This window comes from Flavobacterium sp. RSP46, from assembly GCF_003984825.1.
Taxonomy (GTDB): Bacteria; Bacteroidota; Bacteroidia; order Flavobacteriales; family Flavobacteriaceae; genus Flavobacterium.
On record NZ_RYDM01000001.1, the window covers coordinates 837230 to 856023 of the forward strand.

Here is an 18794-nt window from a genome sequence, read left to right on the forward strand (position 1 = left end):
CAATATTTTTTGTACATTTGTTTTATGGAAGGTAAAGAACTACTTAACGAACTTTTATCAAAAAGAGACTATTCAGGCAATGACGCTGATGAGTATGCTCAATTCCTATCTACGCTTATGCTTCACTTAGGTGAGGAACTTTACCCTTTATTAGAAAAAGCGAAATCCAAAAATAAGAAGCTTGCTCTTAAACGATCCATTACTGAGTCTGACATATTAGTTGACGAATATACCGTTTCAGACATTACTTTTATTTAGTTTTTAAAATATCAGCAAGCTTTATCATTTCATCATAAAGCTCTGGCATTATCTCCTTGAACACATCATTACCCGCATATCTATTTTCAAAAGTGTGTGCTATAAATTCAGCCTCAGACATTCCTCTTTTTTTGAAATACGATTTATCGTGTCCATAACCAAAATTATAGTTTAGCGAACATACTGTATCAGCACAAGCCCCAATCTTTTCTAGTTTGTCATGTTCTTTATTTACATAAGCTTCATAACCCATTTTACGTAATTGCGTATCTACTGATTTAAATAACTCATTATCATTTTTAGCAAAAATGGTTTTGTGTTTTTTCATTAAATCAACAACCTCTTTTTGTGCTTGAAACCCTCTTTGAATATCGGCAGCGTGTCCAAATTCATGGTAAATAATAGATTGAGCATTCCACTTGCTGTTTCGTTTCCTTTCGTCAAAAGGAATTTTAACATAGTTTTCTGTTGGATGATAATATGCTCCTTTGTTGCGAATGCGTTTGTCTAAATTTACTTCAGTTAAAGTGGTTTCTTTTTTTAATAATGAAAAGAAACTGCGGTCTACTTTTACTCCAAATTTTTTTTCATAAGCATCAATGTTTACCGGAACAAATGTGTTTTCTAATACTTTTTCTACCGTTTTTGCCCCCGCCACTTTGCCGTACGGATGCGCTGGAGGAAATAAAACCTTTTCTGCACCAGGATTAAATCTAAAAATTTCTAAACGGTTCTTGCCGTCCTTGCCTATTTGGCTTGTGGCTTTTTCTCCTGCAGTAATTGCTTTTTCGCTGTCGCTGGTTTCAAATTTATCCTTTAAAACTTCTACCACAGTACAACGGCAGTTCCATCCATTGGGTGGCGTGTAAGAGTTCCAAAATGGGTCAGACTTTGGTAAAGTTATATCTCTTAATGCATCGTGTTCCGCACGCACTCGATTGTCTCCCGCTGTACGGTATTGCAACTCATATCGGTCATTGTCCGCAAACTCATTCCATTTAGCCGCCATTTGTGATGAACCAACAGCAAACTCATATTCAGCGTCTAAATAGTTCTTGTTGTAGGTTATATTCAGTTTGTCATACTCATGCGACAATTGACTGAATGGTTTTAAATTGCCTTTGTCATCTAACAATAATTTTGAAGCTTCAAACAGTTGGGCATTTGTTTTTAGACCGCCAAATAAACGAGCGTTATCCTGCAGCGCATTACGCATTACTTCAGGGATATCATTGTCAACAATGGCAAAATTGAAAGCATCAAATGTTTGATTGATCAAATCTTTATAGACTTTCTCAGTTTGCAAGTCTTCAGGTTTGTAACTGCCTATTTCGTGCAATCGTTTAAATGCTTTTTCACCAGTGTTTAAAAGCTTTTTAAATGCTTTATTATTTGATTGCGCTAGCGTAAGCAATTTTGTGTTACAATCATCACAACCGCATTTGTACAAATTGGAAATTCGCAAATGCAATGCCCCAAAATATTCAGGGCTTAGACGAAAAAACCGTCACCTAGATTAAGTGATAAGTTGGCTGGTGCCGCTGTCGTTTTAGTCCCTATTACTTTGATGCCAAATTTTTCTTCTACCCATTTAGGGTCAATCTCTAAAAAGTTAGCCGCCTCCGTTACCATTTTCCAAAGCACTGTTAAATCCTCCGTTGCATCGTATTTATACAATACGCCTGCAGGAAGTATTCCCAAAGTTTGCAAAGCAGGAATCACGGTATCACGCCAGCATTGTTCAATCAATGACAGATCACTATCAACCAAATCGTCAAGAATTCCAATTGAGGTTTTTTCTTTGCCGTTTGAACCGTTTTTGGTGTCTTGACCTACAACGGTTCCAGAAACTCCCATTGATAACTCATTATTGCAATAATTTAATAAATTAGCATACACATCACCATTAGTATTCACACCTTTGGCAAACTCAAAACTCTCCGAATCATCAATGATAAAGTAAGCAGCTGAACCCATATCAGCCATCATTTGTTTGGCACGATTGACCATTACACGGTCTTGTGTATTGGTTTTCATTACACGAGGTGGAATTCCGTAAATCTCACACAATTCACTCCAACAGCTACCACCAAAGCGTTTGAATAATACCATTGGTACACAACCATCCAATAGGCCTAAAGTGGTGTTCTTTTCGCCAAATTCAATCAACCATGACCCGTATTCTTTTTGTTCACGGTATTTGATTTTTTTATCATCAGTATAGTCATAATATAAATACCCGGTTACTGGGTCAACATTTTGACGTGGTATAGTGTCAAAGGTTAAAACAGGCTCATTGTTTACGAGTTTATACGAGAACTCACCCAACGAATGACGTCTATACACTGTTTCTAAAATGGCTTTATTGATTTGAAAAACAAAACCTTTGTCCTGGAGCAATGTGGTTAAATCATCATTGGTTTTTCCATCGGCATTTTTGATACTGAAGGGACGGCTCAATGATTTAAGCATTCTATTATTGACCTGAGACTGCAGGTGTAAATCTTTCAGAATGTTATCATACAGGTTTTGGATAGGAAAGAATTTTGGATTCTCTTCTACCATTGCCATATTTTGAGCATTAGTCCAGGTCTTAATGTCCTGTCTTGTTTGACTAATGGTCTTCGGTACAATATTCTGAATGTAACTATTCCCTGGCTTAGTGCTACCACTTACTCCAAGGTTTACCGTTTCAGGCTTTTGCCCAAACGGGTTTTTTATAAAATCTGTAATTTTTCCCATCTTAATAATCGTGATTAAATTTTGCTCTTGAACCAAATTCAAAAGGTTGTTTGTCGCCTGCTGTTGTTTCGTCTCGCACTAATTGTGGTAATGAGGAAACGTTGATAGTTCCTGTCGCTACTTTTGTAAACCAACTGGTGGCACGGTCATAGCGGTCTTTTGCTTTTTCGTAGATAAAGTCGGCATTGCATAACTCTGCTACATACCACTTTGCCAGCGTGCAACAATGTTGTACTACTAGTGAGTGGCGGTCGTTCCCTACTTTATTAAAAATGTTCTCTACATCATACAATAATCTACCATCCAACCATTTTTTGTTGTCCGTATTCGGCGTTAAGTAACTTCTTGCTTCTTCAATGGCAGCATTACAAGCTTGCACTACTAAATCATCATTACCTTCTGTAATTTGGTCTAGTTGGTAATCATAGATCACATTACCTAAATCTTCTTTTGTGATAAACATATTAATGTTGTTTAATGAATTTTTCTACGACTGAAACCCAAAAGGATTTTGCAGGATTTAATTTGCTAGTTGGACTTTCGCCTCTATAAACATAATGCTCTACATAAATTGGAAAGCCTAAAATGTCAACCCCTACTTGGTAAGTTGCTTTTATCATAGATTTAATATTTACGGTTGTTAATGTGTCCAACTACATACTGAGAATTCTCTTTGCTGGATACGTTTTCAATAATCCAAATACCACCTTCTAATCCATCTGGTCCATCCATCATTTTTGAGTTTGGCGCTACGCCTAAAAATTCCTCCTCCATTCTTTGCATGTGTGGATTGTCTTTTTCGTCTTCATTGAAATAGAGACAGCCTTGTTTGTATTTAGGTTCTAATGTTCCCTCTACACGGGTATATTTATCGTCTTTTTTCCTTTTGTCTAATGACATAAACAGCGGGAATTTATTCAATAGCTTACCAACAGCTTTTACCAATGGTTTTAAAACTTGCTCCCAAAAAGGATCTTGTAGCGAGTTGTTTTCAATCCAAGTTTTGAAGGTGTCAACCTTTTTACTCTTCACCCAATCGTTTGCATGGTAAAGGTTGGTTACAAAAGTTTGCTGTGTCATATTGTCCAGCCAAACCTTGTATAAATAAAAGTTTCCTTGTCTGTAGCCAATAACGCCCGTGAATTTTCGAGAGCTGTTTTTATTGTCTTTATTACTGGTGGCAGGATCGGAATAAACTAACACATGCTCACAAGCTCGAAGCGGTGGGCATTTAGCCCAATGTACTTTTTTGAATAATTTACCAACACGGATAGGGTTATTGAAATACTCTTTTTGAATGGCACTTGTGGTCATTGTTCTAAAAGCTAAATCAATCAACGCCTCGGTGTTACGTTGTGGCCAAGTAGAAACACCGTTTTTGTCTCGAATGTTTACGATATCGTGAATGTTAGCTTTTTTAGCCATTTCAGTAATGCAGCAATATTTCGCAATGATGTTTCCACAGGCAATAATTAACAACGGTACCGATATAGAACGAGTTGGAATTAATGCGGTTTCAAGCCAAGCGTATTTCTTTTCAATGGTATCAGGATTGTTACAATCAACATCAGTGTCAAAATCATCAATCAATATGACATCTGGACGGGCCGCATCGTTACGAGTTCCACGAGGCGATTGTCCCGCCCCAACTGCTCTAAATGAAACTCCTTTTTTGGTGGTAAAATCGCCCTCTTCCCAACCGCTTAATGCTTTTTGCTCTCCATAATCGTTTTTTAATCGGTCATTAACTTCGAGTAAAGTTTTATAGGGTTTTAATAGTCTTTCTGCATCATCATAAGTGGCAGACGTAAGTACAACAGTTTTCTTTTTTCCTGTAATTGTCAGTTTAATTACTTCCATCATAGTTCTACCTGACTTGGATAAATCTCTAGCCCAGGAACGCACTTCATACCATTCAGGATTTGCAAAAACCCGCTTAGTTGCTTTTTTGTGAAATGGTGCTGGTTCTGAGGTGTAAAAATTAGGAAAATAATACTTAAACCATTCCTCATCATTTGCCTCTAAATGTGCTATTCTTTTTAGCTTATTGGTTGCCGTTTCGTTCATGTCAACAGGCGTTGCCCTGTATTGGTTTACGACGAAAGCATCCCACGCTAATATTTGTTCTTTATCTTTTCTACTTAGTGCCATCGCTCATTTTTTGTTTGATAAAGGCATCGCAATAGGATGTTAATTGATTGGCAAAAACAGAATCAATACTTCTAACAAATAGTACCAAGCCTTTGGCAACTGATATGGTTTCGCCAATATTAGTCTCTGTTTCCAGTCGCTTAATAGCGGTGGTCAACTTCGAGATCATATCCGTGTCTTTTGAATTGGGAAAGTTTCCAATCAAAATGGGATAGTCTTCAGCAACGTATTTTGGGTATTCCAGTTTTTCGTCACCAGAGCTGTCTTTTAGCTTTATAGGCTTGAGCATAAAGTTGGGAATATCACGAACAACCGGGCGTGTCTTTATCTCATCATTTACGGCTTGTAATTGACCGTATAATGCGGTAATTTGACTGTCCTTGGTTACTAATAAAGATACTTTCTCTTTGTCCCAATCTCCTTTTTTTACCCAAGTGCCAACCGTTTTCTCCGTAAGCTTTAAACGTTCGGCAATTTCCTTTTGGCTGAGCCCGTCATTAATGTAATACCTTTTTGCTAGGTCATGTTCAACCTGTTTTTTGACTCCCATATTTGCGTATTTAATAGCAAAGTTGACAGATAAGAGGCTTTTAAAAAAATTACTGTTTACTTGCTTTACAACTCTGTAAGGTTCTCAAACACAAGTGTTCGGTTGCTGTGCTGTTGTTTTTTTGAGACTTGTGTTTAGCTAATCTTTGTCATCTCAAAAGGCAAGAACTGCCGACCAAAACACCTACAAATGGCCAGACCAGAATACTTTGTTTTTAATGACGAAAATGTGAAAAACTCTTATGGTTTTTACATCAATACTTTGGGAATTAAAATGGATCGCTTCAATGACAATCCAGTCATGTTGAATAACCATATCAACAGTACCGAAAATGTTATTGGCAACTGGTCGGATGCGGTTAAGGAAAACGGACTGTTAAAACTAAAACCCCATTTTGATGAAGAAAGTAATTTAGGTAAAGACGTAGCCGGGAAGGTTGATCGCGGTTTTTTAAAAGGCTGTTCAATGGGTATTATACCCAATTGGGATAGTGTTGAAAAAATTGGTGATCGCTTAATTATGATGGAATGTGAACTCGCTGAGGGAACAATTATACCGGTACCATCGAATAAAGGTGCAATTGCCATTTATAGTGCAGACGGCACTGAAGTTTTAAAAGCGAGCGATATTAAATCTCTTTGCTTATCCGTAACCGAAAAAATAAACGGAATCCCTGAAAATTTAAACTCAAAAACAGATATGAACAAAATCATTTTAAGCGTAGCGGCTCTTATGGCTTTAAGCTTTAAAGACCAGCCAAAGGATGGACTCGATGTTGCTGATGTAGAAGCCAAAGTATTAGGCTTATCTAAACAAGTAACCGACTTAACAGCCGAAAATCAAGGGCTGAAATTAGCGGCAGAAACTGCCAAAGAAGCTCAAGAAGCTGCAGTAAAATTAGCCGCAACCCAAAAGGTTGATTTGGCGGTCACTCAGGGTAAAATCCCTGCAGACAAAAAAGAAGCCTTTGTACAATTGGGAATTACTTCACCTGAAGTATTGCAAACCACATTGGATTCTATCCCCGCAAAACAAAATTTGGGTGCGGGTGTAATTGTTCCAGGAGGAACCGGAGGAGCTCCAACGGTAGCAACTATGGAGGAATTCCAAAAGTTGTCAGTTGGTGATCAACTGTCATTCAAGGCGGACAATCCAAATGAGTACCAAAAATTAGTAGAATCAATTAAATAATAAAATATGAATTTTCCAGAAATTTGGGTAAGAAGGGTTATTCAAAATATAACCAACCAATCCGTTGCGCCTTGGCTAGACGGGATTCCAGAACTTGATGCTGACTTTACAGTTCTTGAAGAGGGTTCTGCATCTGAGCTTACGGTGATTAATATTCCACGTGCGAATTTTAATCCAGATGTATTGGTAAACAATAATGTTTATCCAATTCCAATTCAAGCGTATTCCGATGATGGGGTGGTATTGTCTATTGACAAGTATCAAACGAAAGCCACTTCGGTTTCAGATGACCAAATCATAGGTTCTGCTTATGATAAAATTGACGCTACAACTCGTAGTCATGTCAGAGCGATTTTAACTAAAAAGTTCAAAAAAGCAATTCACTCTATTGCGCCAACTTCTACAACAGCAGCTACACCAGTAATTGCAGCTACAGGAACGGCAGTTGGAGGCATAGCAACTTTGCAGTATGATGACCTTGTTGCGCTTAAAGATAAATTCGATGCTGATGAAGTTGATCCAACCGAAAGAAGAATCGTGTTGTCAACTAAGCATTGGAACGACTTGCTAATTGACCGTAAAAACTTTGGGGATCAACTTGTTAATTATAGAACTGGAATGCCAGCGCCAATGATTGCAGGTTTTGAATTGTTCCAATATAACGGAAATCCTTTGTACACTAGCGCGGGTGTGAAAAAAGCATTTGGAGCTGTTAAAGCAGTTGGAGACCGTGAAGGGTCTGTTGCTTTTTGGAAAGGTGGAATTGCAAAGAAAACTGGTTTAACAAAACAGTATTTTACTGCAGCATCTACTGATACTGGAAACCAAGCTAACCTTTTAAACTACCGTCATTACTTTATGGCGTTGCCGTTTGAGAGCAGATTCATTGGGTCAATCTACTAGTGCCAAAAACTAGAACCTATAACAAAAGGCTACTGCAAAATGTAGTAGCCTTTTTTTAAAACACCTTAATGGAACAATTTATCTACCCCACGCTAACCGCATTTTTTGCCGCTTTGATTACTTGGTTTTTCAGCCGTAAAAGTACTGAAATTGATAATGGGACTAAGTCAGCTTTGTTTTATCAAAACTTACTAGACGATGCCACCAAAAGAATTAATCAATGCCTTGAAATTATCGATAATCTCAATATTAAAGTAGCTGAAAGGGATAAAATAATTGAAAGCCAAGATATTGAGAAAAAACAGTTACGTCAGCACATACAAGAGTTAATGGTGTCAAACGAAACTTTGATCAATGAAATAAAGAAGTTCAAACAGTTAAACGGAAAAGCATGAGAACGGCTAAAGAAATAAAATACATCGCTATTCATTGTTCGGCTGGTTTCGGTAAGCGGGAATCAATAGAGGCTTTTTGGAAAACCAAAGGATGGAAGTCTCCTGGATACCACCGCTTAATTGAAGTGGATGGAACAATACACAAGCTACTTGATTTTAGCAAAACATCAAACGGTGTTTTAGGTTTCAACGAGCAAACAATCAATATCTGTTATGTAGGAGGTGTTGAAAATAAGGGAACGGCGCAACAACCAATTTGGAAAGCCAAAGACACCCGAACGGAAGCCCAAAAAACAGCCCTTAAAAGTTGTATTAAAGAGGCTCAGCAATGGTTACAGAAAAACGCAAACACAAACAAAATTATCATTCAAGGACATCGTGACTTTTCACCCGATTTGAACAAAAACGGAATCATTGAAAGTTGGGAGCGCATTAAAGAATGTCCTTCGTTTGACGCTAAAAAAGAGTATTAATGAAATCACTAAAACACATTGTGTTGTTGTTTTTCTCACTCGTGGTACTGGCTTCTTGCGGAAGTTCGAAGCCCGCCACGTTTGAAAACAAAACGCAAACCATCACTATCAAAGAAACTATCCATGACACCCTTTTTAAGATAGAAAAAGATAGCAGTTCTTATCAAGCATTGCTAGAATGCCAGAACGGTAAGGTTGTTATAAAAAATGTTACTAAAGCCGAACCAGGGCGCACATTAAAAAGCCCAACGGTTCGGCTGGATAACAACCAGTTGAAAATTGACTGTGAGGCACGAGCTCAGGAGTTACTCGCTCATTATAAAAACACACATCAAACGAGTAATGAAGTCATCAGGGTACCGGTCGAAGTAAATAAACTGACTTGGTGGCAGGAAACACAAATTAAACTATTTCGAATCTTCGCCATCCTTTCGCTTTTATTAGCGGTTTGGCTATTTGTAAAATCTAAAATCACATAAAATCATGCACAAAATTTTTGAAACAAATCCAGACTTAAAGAAAGCGTACATCACTTCGGACGGAACGCCATTTTATCAAGAGACTGACGCAAAGAACCACGCCAAAACCTTAAATGATAAAAGCGTTGAACCTATTTTTAACGAAAAGGAATTACAGGTAGTTGATGAAGAGGAGTTGACGGATGCCGACCTAGAAATGGCAGAATTCGAAGCGGCTGAAAAGCTAAAAGCAGATCAAGAAGCTGAAAGGCAAAAAGCTATTCAGTACCAAATGGAATTAGCTCAAGCATTACTTGAATTTAACCCCGAAACCACTAAATATCCTGAGGCTTTGAAATTATTCAAAACATTAGGATTAGAAGCAGAAAACGAGAAAAAAGATACAATCTTTCCTTTGTTAGTTGCGGCGAAAGCAAGCGCACAAGAAGGAGTTAATACTCAAGAATAATGGGAAAACCAAAAGTAAGTATAGGCTTTGAAAACGGCAACCTTGGGGTTGTCGCTACAAGCCCCGATGGAATTTGCTCTATTGTGGCAAGTGCCGTGGCAAACGGAACTTTTGCTTTAAATACTGTTTATACAGTGTTTAGTTTGAAAGAAGCCGAAACATTGGGCATCATAGGTGGAATTTCTAACTATGAATTGCACAAAACCATCAAGGAGTTTTATGCTGAAGCGGGAGACGGTACTGAGCTTTGGATTTATGGCGTTGCCAAAACCCAAACTTTAGATCAATTAGTGGCTGCAAGTGAAGTTCCATTAATGGCATCAAACAGACGAATCCGTTTTGTGTTGTTGAAATATGCTCCAAGCGTTGCAGAAATGGTGGTTACTGCAGGAATAAGAACGGGTTTTCCTGCCACATTAGCGGCGGCTCAAACTATTGCTGATGATTTCACTATAAACAAAATACACCCAGTTGTTTTTGTTATCGAAGGATACAATTACACGGGAGTTCCGGGTGATTTAACTGGCTTTTCAATAACAACTTATAACCGTGTTGCGGTTTTAATTGGGGATACCGAAACAAGAACCGGAACAACAGCCTCCAAAGGTGCTGCAGTAGGAGTTTTAGGAGGTCGTATCGCTAAGAACCAAGTACATGTAAATGTAGGTCGTGTTCGTGACGGCGCATTGAAACCTTTAGAGTTCTTTGTCCTTGACACTCCCATTGAGCAAGTCAATATTGATGCTTTGTATGACAAAGGTTTTATCACATTGACTACTCACGTAGGGAAATCAGGTTACTATTTTGTAGATGATCATTTGGCTTGTACGGTTGAGGATGATTATCATTTCTTAACTCGTAGACGTGTTATTGATAAAGCCTATGTTTTAGCTAATGGAGTATTAACCAACTACGTTTTGGATGATTTTGATTTGTTAGATGGTGGGAAACTATCGCCAATTGACGCCAGAACCATAGAGGCCGAAATGGAGCGCGTGATTGCACAAGAAATGAGTGCAAGAAATGAGCTTTCGGTTGACAAGACCAAGGCAAATGATACAGGAGTACAATGTTTAGTAGATACTACTAATAACGTGGCTACTACTGGAATCATTAAAGGAAAAGTACAAGTGAAACCAAAAGGCTACGGTAGATATCTCGAATTTACAATAGGCTATAACCTTAACTCTTAGAAAATATGTTTAACACAAGAGAATACGAGTGGGCGGATATAACTGTCATTTTGGGAGGAGTTGATTTATTGACGATTCGCGCTGTAAAAGCTAAAAAGAAACGTGAAAAAGAGCCAATATATGCAAAAGGCCGTCAGCCATTTGCTATTCAGAGCGGGAATGATGCTTACGAAGGTGAGATTGAATTACTAAAGTCTGGTTATGATGCGTTAGAAGATGCTGCAGGCGGCAACATCTTGGACGCTAAAGTGGATATGCTTATTTGTTATGGTAATCCATCATCTGGCGATGTGATTCGCACGAAAAGAATTTCTGGAGTAAGTTTTACAGAGTCAGAAGAAGCTGCCAAACAAGGCGACAAGTTTATGCCAGTAACCTTACCATTCTTAGCATTAGGAATGAAAAATGTATAATCAATAATCCCGAGCAATCGGGATTATTTAATAAAAACAACAAATGAACACACCAACATACAAAGTAGTAGAAGGAACCAGTACAGCGTCTCCTGAACAATTAGAAGAATGGAAAGCCACACACGGTGAATTTTTTGGAATCGTAATCGAGGATAAAGTTTGCTATTTAAAAAAACCTGATCGTAAAGCGTTAAGCTTTGCCTCACAAGTAGGCTCTGACCCGATGAAGTTTAATGAAGTGATTTTAAAAAATTGCTGGTTGGGTGGTGACGAAGACATTTTAACAAATGATAGTTTGTTTCTTGCTGCCTCTTCAAAACTAGACCAAGTAATTGAATTTAAAAAAGCGGAGCTGGTAAAGTACTAGAGTCATCAGTTGTTGACGAAAACGACTGGTTTCGCATCACAAATGCCCAATTGCGCTATTACATGAGTATAGCCAATCCTGATGACTTGTCAGACGAAGAGTGGGCGCAACGATACAAAGAACTGGAATACATTCGAAAAAAAGAAAACGCATAAATGAGCAATACCTTATCCTATATCATACAAATTAATGAAAACTTTGATAAGGTAAATTCCTCATTCAATAAGTTTCAAACTAATGTACATACAGGAATTGACAAAGTTCAAAAGCAGTTGAATGGATTACGGTTAAACAACTTAATTCAAAATATAAGTTCTGCAGCCGATGGACTGACAGCAATGAATGATCCAGGGATAAAGTTGAGTACAAGTCTTTATGACCTATCCGCAATTACAGGAGTAACGGGAAGCAAATTAAAAGAAATTGAAGGTTATGCACGCGAGAACGCCAAAACGTTTGGAGGTGCTGCAGCTGATAGTGCGGAATCATACAAGTTGATTCTTTCGCAATTGTCTCCCGAAATAGGAAAAGTCCCTATCGCTTTGAAAGCAATGGGTAAAGAAGCATCGATTACAAGTAAATTGATGGGTGGCGATACTGTTGCTGCAACAAACGTTCTTACCACAGCGATGAATCAATACCAAGTTTCTTTGGCCGACCCAATAAAGGCATCCAAAGAAATGGCAAAGATGAACAATGTGATGGCAGCATCTGCTAAAGAAGGTTCTGCTGAATTGCCACAAATTGCTCAAGCCTTAGAACAATCAGGATTGGCTGCAAAAACGGCAAATGTTTCCTTTGAAGAAACGAATGCATTTATTCAGGTACTTGATAAAAACGGAAAAAAAGGAGCTGAAGGTGGTGTTGCTTTGCGTAACGTAATGGCAACATTAGCTCAAGGTCGTTTTTTACCAAAAGATGTAAAAGCAGAATTAACCAGTGCTGGAGTAAACATTAATAAACTTACTGATAACTCTATTTCGTTGTCAGAGCGATTAAAACCGCTAAAAAGCATAATGACAGATCAAGCTTTGGTTACAAAGCTTTTTGGTAAAGAAAATAGTAATGCGGCCATAGCTATGATTGCGGGTATTAACGAAGCGGAACGCCTTACAACAGCCGTGAGTGGAACTAATACTGCTTATGAGCAGGCAGCTATTATAATGGAAGCCCCTGCAGAAAAAAACAAGCAGTTACAGGCTCAAATTGATGACTTTAAAATATCCTTATTCAATGGTTCAAATGGTTTATTAGCTTACACTAATATTCTTGGAAACACTGCTAGAGATTTCAGCAATTTAATGCCCATTTTTCAAGGAGCGGGTACCATTATTTCAACAGTAACCAGTGCGACAAAACTACAGGCATTATGGACTGGGACTGTTTCTGGCGCTACTGCAGTATGGACAGGAATTCAAACTGCATTTAATACTGTAATGGCAATGAATCCTATTATATGGGTTGTTATTGGAATTATGGCTTTGGCAGCAGCTATTGTTTGGGTGGTTTCAAAAACAGAAGGTTGGGGTAATGCCTGGAAACATACCGTTACTGGTGCAAAATTATTGTTTACGGCTTATGTCGAAACTGTTAAAGCACAATTTAATACTATGGTAAACGGCATTATGATTGGAATTGATAAGATTCAAATTGCATGGTATAAGTTTAAAAATATGGCAGGTCTTGGCGATAGCAAAGCCAATTCTGCTGAGATATCCAAACTAAACAGCGATGTTGAAGCTCGGAAAGAATCTATCAAAGCGGGCTATAAAAAGGCTGCTTCTACTGCAGTCGCAGCAGGAATGGAATTTAAAGCGGCTTATGATTCCGTAAAATGGAAAAAAGAGAGTAAAACAGATGATGCAGGCATTGCCGACGCAGGAACTATTCCTGGTACTGCTGGAAAAGGTGGAGCGGGAAGTTCGGGTGGAGGTTCTGCAAGTGCTAAAAAATCAAACGAAGCCATTGCCACAGGCGGTACCAAACACAATTATATCACTATCACCATCAAAGAGCTGAACGGTTTGAAAGATGTGGTGATCAGTGGTAAAGATGCAGCCAATAAAGCAGGTAATGAAGTTGCAGACGAATTATTAAGAATATTGGCAATGGCCACAACAGCAACAGGATAATTATGCTAACAGATAAAGACATACTATTCGCTAGTTTGATGGGTACGGCTAACATTAAAACGTATCAGCGAACCCAATTAGTACAAAATGAATTAAGTAAACACGTTTTACCTAGAATTCCTTTTCTACCCTTTCAAAATGAAAATGTGATTGCTCAAGAGAATTTGAATCCTTCGTGGTTGATTAACCAAACGGATTTGCCAATTCCTGAAGAACAACAGTTTTTTCCGTTGTCTTTTAGTTTAACTGAAAATGGACAAAGATGGTTATTCCCTTATGAGCCTATGATTACAATAAGTTCAGGAAATACCGTAATAAAAAGAAATGTTGCTAAACAAGGCGATAAATTGATTGGTACAATAAAGGAACGCTGGAATCGAAAGGATTTTGATATTACAGTTACGGGTGTTTTGATGGGAAGTTTAACAACTGGAAAGTTTGAAGATTGTTTTCCTAGAGCACAAATGCGAAAGCTTTTTGAGTTTTTGAAGTACAACAAAGAGTTTTATATCTATTGTGCGCCTTTGGAAATTTTAGGCATTATAAAAGTAGTTGTTGAGGATTACACTTTTCCTTTTACCAAAGGGGAAAATGTGCAGGCTTATGATTTAAAATTAACAAGTGATGACTTTTACAACCTACTAGTTATCGAAGAAAATAAATAACATGTTTGATATTAACTGGAGTGTAAAGTTTAAAAATGCGGGTGTTACCTACAGGTTAGAAACGATTGCCGCCATTGATATTGACGAAAGCGTGGATAATCTAGTAGATACAGCCACCATAACGTTACCAGAGGCGGTAATGAATCAGGTTTTGAATATTGGCGACCGCATTGGTAGAGGCACAGAAGTGGCTGTACAATTAGGTTATGATGAAGTTTTAATAACGGAATTTGTGGGCTATGTAAAAGACATAGTGACTAACGATAGTTCTTTGAAAATTCTTTGTGAAGATGCTTTGTTTTTGTTTCGTGTAGGCGTTAAAGATATCGAAATGAAGCCTACCACAATGGCTAAAATTGCACAATCCTTACTCTCCCAAATTAATCCAGGTTATAAATTAGTTTGTGATTATGACATTGCTTACGAAAAGTTTGTCATTCATCAAGCCACTGGATTTGATGTTTTAAAAAAACTGGCCGAGGAAACGAAAGCCAACATCTATTTCAACACGGATAAAAAGGAGTTACATATTCATCCGCCTTATTTAGAAAAAAGCGGTGAAGTCATTTACTCCATGCAGGTGAACGTTGAAAAAAGTTCATTAGAATATAAAGAAGCCATCGACCGTAAAGTCGAGGTTATAGTTGAAAGTACTAATGTAAAAGGGAAAGTTGAAAGCTATACAGCAGGAACTACAGGAGGCGAAAAGATAACGCTAAAAGTAGGTTCTGTGAGTCCGCAAGATTTGCCAAAAATAGCCAATGCAGAACTCATTCGCCGTTCTGCTGATATGTATGAGGGAAGTATTGACGGTTGGTTAATTCCATTTGTGAAACCCACGTATTCGGCTAAAATTAAGGATGAAGATTATCCAGAAAAGGACGGAACCTATTATGTTGTGGGTGTTGTTACTTCTGTAAGTGAAGCGGGTTGTAAGAGAACTGTTAAATTAGGAGTTAAATTATCAGTTAAATAATGGATACATCTGCAGAAATAAAAAAGGCATTGATTGAAGCTTTAGGAATAGCTCCAAATTTAGCGATTACTGCAACCGTTGTATCGGTTGAAAATGACACTTGTACTGTGCGATTGTTGAGTGAGTTGGTTTTGTCTGACGTGCGATTGAAAGCGACTATTTCGGAAGATGATGATGATCATTTTTTGATTGTTCCAAAGCTAGATAGTGAGGTTATATTAATGAGCCAAACAGGGACTTTAAGCGGTTTGATAGTTTTGAAAGTTGATGCCGTTGAAAGCATTCAATATAAGAAAGGCGATTTTGAATTTGTTGTTGATGGTACCACCGGGAAAGTAACTTTAAAAAAGAGCGGCGTCAATTTTGGGGCTTTAGTTTCTGACCTGATAAAAGAAATAAGCAACGCCATTATTTTGACACCAGCGGGACCAGGACAGATAGCCGCCTCAACTAAATCCAAATTGACGGCATTGGACACAAAGTTTAAAACACTTTTAAACAGCAATTAAAATGGGGTTAAATAAAGCGGGATTAAAAGAAGCGATCAAAGCAATACTTACCGATATGCTAACCAAAGAGGAAAATTCTATTGAGGAATTTGCCACACGATTAAGTGATGGAATTGATGTGTTTGTAAAATCAGGGACGGTAAATGTAACTGTTGCCACAACTGGAACGGCTACGAGTCACACAGGAACCGGAACCGGAACCATAAATTAGACAATATGAAAGGCATAGGGATACAAGTAAACGACCATAACGACACAGGCGATATTTTGGATTTAAAAATTGAACCCATTCGTGACAGCTCCAACAAAATTGTTGGTGGCTTGGTTATAGGAGTTACACTAGAACAAAACATTTCACTTATGCTATTAGCGCACCAGGGGGAACTGAAATCAAACCCTGATTTAGGAGTTGGTCTTGAAGATATTGTGTTGAGCGAAGATTATTTGGCTTTTCGTCACAAGATCAGAGAGCATTTAAAAAAGGATGGATTAGCAGTAAGTCAATTGGATTTATTTGAAGGAAAACCTTTTAAAATAGTAGCCGAATATGGAAAGTAAAGTATACCAAGGACAAAACTTATCGGATAAAGCTGTTGAAATGACAGGCTCAATTGAAAATATTTTTGCGCTTGCTATCGAGAACAATGTTTCTATAACTGAATCTTTGGCCATCGGTACAACCTTGAATTATTCAGGTAAAGCAATCAAATCAATTAGCGCATTGTTTAATGACAATAATCGATGCTCCACCGCGATAACCGCTCAAAACCACGAGCTTATTGTAGCCGATGAGGGTATTGGTGCAATGATAATCGAAAACACATTTATAATAGGATAATGGCAAGAACTAAAACACAAATTAAATCAGAAATCACAACGCCATTTATGGCTAATGAAAAATTGGCGGCCGATTATGGTTTTGCTATTGGAGCTTCGTTTGATGCTGAATTTTCATTAGTGAGTTTGGAAAATATCCTTTTTGAAATAGTGGCTTTGGCTCTTTTTATTCACGAATTGTTTTTTGATCAACATACAAAAGAAGTCAATGAACGTTTAGCGAATGAAAAAGCAGGTACAAAACCTTGGTACCGCACGATGGCTTTGCGCTTCCAATTTGGTTTTGACTTGGTGGCGGATAAAGATTATTTTGATAATGGTACCGCTACTGATGAACAAATTGCCCTTTCAAAAATAATCAAATACGCTGCCGTAAACGAAGCGGCAGATAGTAGCCGTGTCATTCTAAAAATAGCGGGAGAAACTAGCGGTGTTTTATCTGATTTTGATGATCCGGCACAAGTTGAGGCAATTGAAGCTTATGTAAATGAAATCAGAGTGGCCGGTGTTCAGGTCACAATCATTAATTACAAAGCCGACAGGCTATATCTGAACTTACAAATAAAACGGGATGCCTTAATGCTTGACGAAAATGGAATGAGTAAACTGGATGCTAATTACCCAGTTGTTGAAGCTTTGCAGGAGTTTATGAAAGAGCTGAAATTTAACGGAGAATTGCAACTTTCTTTCTTGATAGATAAAATACAAATGGTGCCTGGTGTTTTAGATGCCACATTAATAAGTGCCGAAAGTTCTTGGATCGATCCTGCGCTAAATGGCTATGGAACCCCTCAACCAATTTTTATTTCAAAAATAGCGGAAAGCGGTTATTTTGAGATTGTAACTTTTGATAATGTCAATTATGTGGTATAAAATAGACTGGAACATACTTGTGTTGGATAATCTTCCAACAGTAATGCGAAAACCGTCTCTTTCTGCCTTGGCTCAAATACTGTTAAAGCCATTGAATTCTTTGTATTACAAATGGTATAACTGGCGAATAGACAATATTTATAAGTTAGATCACACAAACCAAATATGTTATTTAAGAGGATCGCTCAATGACAAATTTGACCCAGTGGAAAGGCGGATTTACATTGGTGATGGGCAATTTTACAAAACGCAGTACATCTTTACCGAGGTAGAAGAGCAAGATGTTTGGCTTGATACCGAGGTAGAACCGGACACAATTTGGCTTCGAACAGAATCCGAAACTGCGGACACAGGTTTAGACTTTATTGTCTATGTTCCGGAAGCTCTTTTTAACACACAACTGGATGGGCTACACGCACATATTAAATTTTATAAAGCAGGCGGCAAACGCTATAATATTTTTATAAATGAATAAAACAAATTTTAACCAAACAGGCGGTTTTCCGCTAAAAACAGAACGCTTGCAGGAACTGCAAACGGCTTTCGAAATCTTTCAGGCTTTTGGAGCATTGGCGGGTAACTTGACAATTATATCAGGTTGTGAGTTGTTAGGTGCGACCGTAAAAAAAGGGGTTGTTTACATCGATGGTGAACCGTTAGAATTTAGGGAAGCAGCCGTTACTGGAACTTCGACTGTAATCATTATTGAAGAGCCCGTAAATCGTGCCTTTGAAAATGGTACTGTAAAACAAGTTCACACTGTTCGCTATGCCACTTTTGGAACTGCTGCTACATCATGGTTGTGGACGGCTTTTAAGCGTGTTGATCCAGCTGTTCAATTAATGGTGCGTCTTGATTCCCTTGAGAAAAAAACGGCAGTATTTCAATCTGGTGGTGGGATGGTTCTTTGGAACAAACCCGCTGTTGATATTCCTGCGGGTTGGCAAGAAGTTTTAGATTGGCGTGGGCGTATTCCTGTTGGTCTTGATGCTACGCAACCTGAGTTTGATACTTTGGGTGAAATTGGAGGGGCGAAAAGCAAAACGCTTTCTATAGATGAAATTCCATCGCATACGCACGGATTTAGAGCGTATGTACAAAGTGGGTCAAATGATGGTTCTGGAGGAGAAGCCGCCGGTAATTTTCAAGATAAACAAACGGGATCCATCGGAGGCGGTCAATCTTTTTCATTAATGAACCCGTACAGAGTAGTATTATTTATTGAATATATAGGATAAA

Annotated in this window: 26 protein-coding genes; 20 read left to right on the plus strand and 6 right to left on the minus strand. The window is 38.1% G+C overall.

Annotated elements, in window-relative coordinates; all coding sequences use genetic code 11:
• The first annotated feature begins 24 nt into the window (after positions 1–24).
• Positions 25–258: a hypothetical protein gene (locus EKM01_RS03795; protein WP_126766909.1), complete on the plus strand. Its 234-nt coding sequence runs from the start codon at positions 25–27 to the stop codon at positions 256–258.
• Here EKM01_RS03795 and EKM01_RS03800 read toward each other — a convergent pair.
• The 6 genes from EKM01_RS03800 to EKM01_RS03820 all read right to left on the minus strand — a co-directional run bounded on the left by EKM01_RS03800 (position 251) and on the right by EKM01_RS03820 (position 5701).
• The gene (locus tag EKM01_RS03800; protein ID WP_126766911.1) at positions 251–1672 is read right to left on the minus strand and encodes a phage minor head protein; all 1422 of its coding nucleotides are present in this window, start codon (positions 1670–1672) and stop codon (positions 251–253) included. The two genes, EKM01_RS03795 and EKM01_RS03800, sit on opposite strands and share 8 nt — an antisense overlap.
• A gap of 77 nt (positions 1673–1749) precedes the next feature.
• Positions 1750–3000 (minus strand): DUF935 family protein, encoded by a 1251-nt coding sequence (locus EKM01_RS03805; RefSeq protein WP_126766913.1) that lies wholly within the window; start codon positions 2998–3000, stop codon positions 1750–1752.
• A 1-nt stretch (position 3001) separates the two neighbouring features.
• Positions 3002–3463: a phage protein Gp36 family protein gene (locus EKM01_RS03810; RefSeq protein ID WP_126766915.1), complete on the minus strand. Its 462-nt coding sequence runs from the start codon at positions 3461–3463 to the stop codon at positions 3002–3004.
• A 1-nt stretch (position 3464) separates the two neighbouring features.
• Positions 3465–3620, minus strand: coding sequence for a hypothetical protein (locus EKM01_RS14525; RefSeq protein ID WP_158616086.1), 156 nt, complete (start codon positions 3618–3620; stop codon positions 3465–3467).
• Between the two features lie 4 nt (positions 3621–3624).
• Complete coding sequence (locus EKM01_RS03815) at positions 3625–5151, minus strand: hypothetical protein (protein ID WP_126766917.1); 1527 nt, start codon at positions 5149–5151, stop codon at positions 3625–3627.
• The gene (locus tag EKM01_RS03820; protein WP_126766919.1) at positions 5138–5701 is read right to left on the minus strand and encodes a response regulator transcription factor; all 564 of its coding nucleotides are present in this window, start codon (positions 5699–5701) and stop codon (positions 5138–5140) included. Before EKM01_RS03820 ends, EKM01_RS03815 begins: the two co-directional genes overlap by 14 nt.
• Positions 5702–5890: 189 nt before the next feature.
• On the opposite strand from EKM01_RS03820, the gene EKM01_RS03825 reads away from it, so the two are divergent.
• The 19 genes from EKM01_RS03825 (at position 5891) to EKM01_RS03915 (ending at position 18793) form a co-directional block, all read left to right on the plus strand.
• Positions 5891–6892: a caudovirus prohead protease gene (locus tag EKM01_RS03825; RefSeq protein ID WP_126766921.1), complete on the plus strand. Its 1002-nt coding sequence runs from the start codon at positions 5891–5893 to the stop codon at positions 6890–6892.
• A gap of 6 nt (positions 6893–6898) precedes the next feature.
• On the plus strand, positions 6899–7795 hold the full coding sequence (locus EKM01_RS03830; protein ID WP_126766924.1) for a hypothetical protein: 897 nt from the start codon (positions 6899–6901) through the stop codon (positions 7793–7795).
• 68 nt (positions 7796–7863) lie between these two features.
• On the plus strand, positions 7864–8190 hold the full coding sequence (locus tag EKM01_RS03835) for a hypothetical protein (protein WP_126563465.1): 327 nt from the start codon (positions 7864–7866) through the stop codon (positions 8188–8190).
• Positions 8187–8663 (plus strand): N-acetylmuramoyl-L-alanine amidase, encoded by a 477-nt coding sequence (locus tag EKM01_RS03840; RefSeq protein ID WP_126563464.1) that lies wholly within the window; start codon positions 8187–8189, stop codon positions 8661–8663. Before EKM01_RS03835 ends, EKM01_RS03840 begins: the two co-directional genes overlap by 4 nt.
• Positions 8663–9142, plus strand: coding sequence for a hypothetical protein (locus tag EKM01_RS03845; RefSeq protein ID WP_126766926.1), 480 nt, complete (start codon positions 8663–8665; stop codon positions 9140–9142). Before EKM01_RS03840 ends, EKM01_RS03845 begins: the two co-directional genes overlap by 1 nt.
• 4 nt (positions 9143–9146) lie before the next feature.
• The gene (locus tag EKM01_RS03850) at positions 9147–9590 is read left to right on the plus strand and encodes a hypothetical protein (protein WP_126766928.1); all 444 of its coding nucleotides are present in this window, start codon (positions 9147–9149) and stop codon (positions 9588–9590) included.
• On the plus strand, positions 9590–10783 hold the full coding sequence (locus tag EKM01_RS03855; RefSeq protein WP_126766930.1) for a DUF2586 family protein: 1194 nt from the start codon (positions 9590–9592) through the stop codon (positions 10781–10783). The genes EKM01_RS03850 and EKM01_RS03855 overlap by 1 nt, the downstream gene beginning before the upstream one ends.
• Before the next feature lie 5 nt (positions 10784–10788).
• On the plus strand, positions 10789–11196 hold the full coding sequence (locus EKM01_RS03860; RefSeq protein ID WP_126563460.1) for a hypothetical protein: 408 nt from the start codon (positions 10789–10791) through the stop codon (positions 11194–11196).
• A 43-nt stretch (positions 11197–11239) separates the two neighbouring features.
• Entirely contained in the window at positions 11240–11563 is a 324-nt protein-coding gene (locus EKM01_RS03865) for a hypothetical protein (RefSeq protein ID WP_126766932.1), read from the plus strand.
• A gap of 155 nt (positions 11564–11718) precedes the next feature.
• Positions 11719–13695, plus strand: a complete 1977-nt coding sequence (locus EKM01_RS03870) for a phage tail tape measure protein (RefSeq protein WP_126766934.1) — start codon at positions 11719–11721, stop codon at positions 13693–13695.
• A 2-nt stretch (positions 13696–13697) separates the two neighbouring features.
• On the plus strand, positions 13698–14360 hold the full coding sequence (locus EKM01_RS03875) for a DUF6046 domain-containing protein (RefSeq protein ID WP_126766936.1): 663 nt from the start codon (positions 13698–13700) through the stop codon (positions 14358–14360).
• Between the two features lies 1 nt (position 14361).
• Positions 14362–15336 (plus strand): hypothetical protein, encoded by a 975-nt coding sequence (locus tag EKM01_RS03880; RefSeq protein WP_126766945.1) that lies wholly within the window; start codon positions 14362–14364, stop codon positions 15334–15336.
• Entirely contained in the window at positions 15336–15845 is a 510-nt protein-coding gene (locus tag EKM01_RS03885; protein ID WP_126766947.1) for a hypothetical protein, read from the plus strand. The genes EKM01_RS03880 and EKM01_RS03885 overlap by 1 nt, the downstream gene beginning before the upstream one ends.
• A 1-nt stretch (position 15846) precedes the next feature.
• Complete coding sequence (locus EKM01_RS03890; protein ID WP_126766949.1) at positions 15847–16056, plus strand: hypothetical protein; 210 nt, start codon at positions 15847–15849, stop codon at positions 16054–16056.
• A gap of 5 nt (positions 16057–16061) precedes the next feature.
• Entirely contained in the window at positions 16062–16403 is a 342-nt protein-coding gene (locus tag EKM01_RS03895) for a hypothetical protein (protein ID WP_126766951.1), read from the plus strand.
• Positions 16393–16683, plus strand: a complete 291-nt coding sequence (locus EKM01_RS03900; RefSeq protein ID WP_126766953.1) for a hypothetical protein — start codon at positions 16393–16395, stop codon at positions 16681–16683. Before EKM01_RS03895 ends, EKM01_RS03900 begins: the two co-directional genes overlap by 11 nt.
• Positions 16683–17555 carry a nucleotidyltransferase gene (locus EKM01_RS03905; RefSeq protein WP_126766955.1) on the plus strand — a complete coding sequence of 291 codons (873 nt, stop codon included), beginning with the start codon at positions 16683–16685 and terminating at the stop codon, positions 17553–17555. The genes EKM01_RS03900 and EKM01_RS03905 overlap by 1 nt, the downstream gene beginning before the upstream one ends.
• Entirely contained in the window at positions 17545–18030 is a 486-nt protein-coding gene (locus tag EKM01_RS03910; protein WP_126766957.1) for a hypothetical protein, read from the plus strand. The genes EKM01_RS03905 and EKM01_RS03910 overlap by 11 nt, the downstream gene beginning before the upstream one ends.
• Positions 18023–18793 carry a hypothetical protein gene (locus EKM01_RS03915; RefSeq protein ID WP_126766959.1) on the plus strand — a complete coding sequence of 257 codons (771 nt, stop codon included), beginning with the start codon at positions 18023–18025 and terminating at the stop codon, positions 18791–18793. The genes EKM01_RS03910 and EKM01_RS03915 overlap by 8 nt, the downstream gene beginning before the upstream one ends.
• The last annotated feature ends 1 nt before the right edge of the window (position 18794 follow it).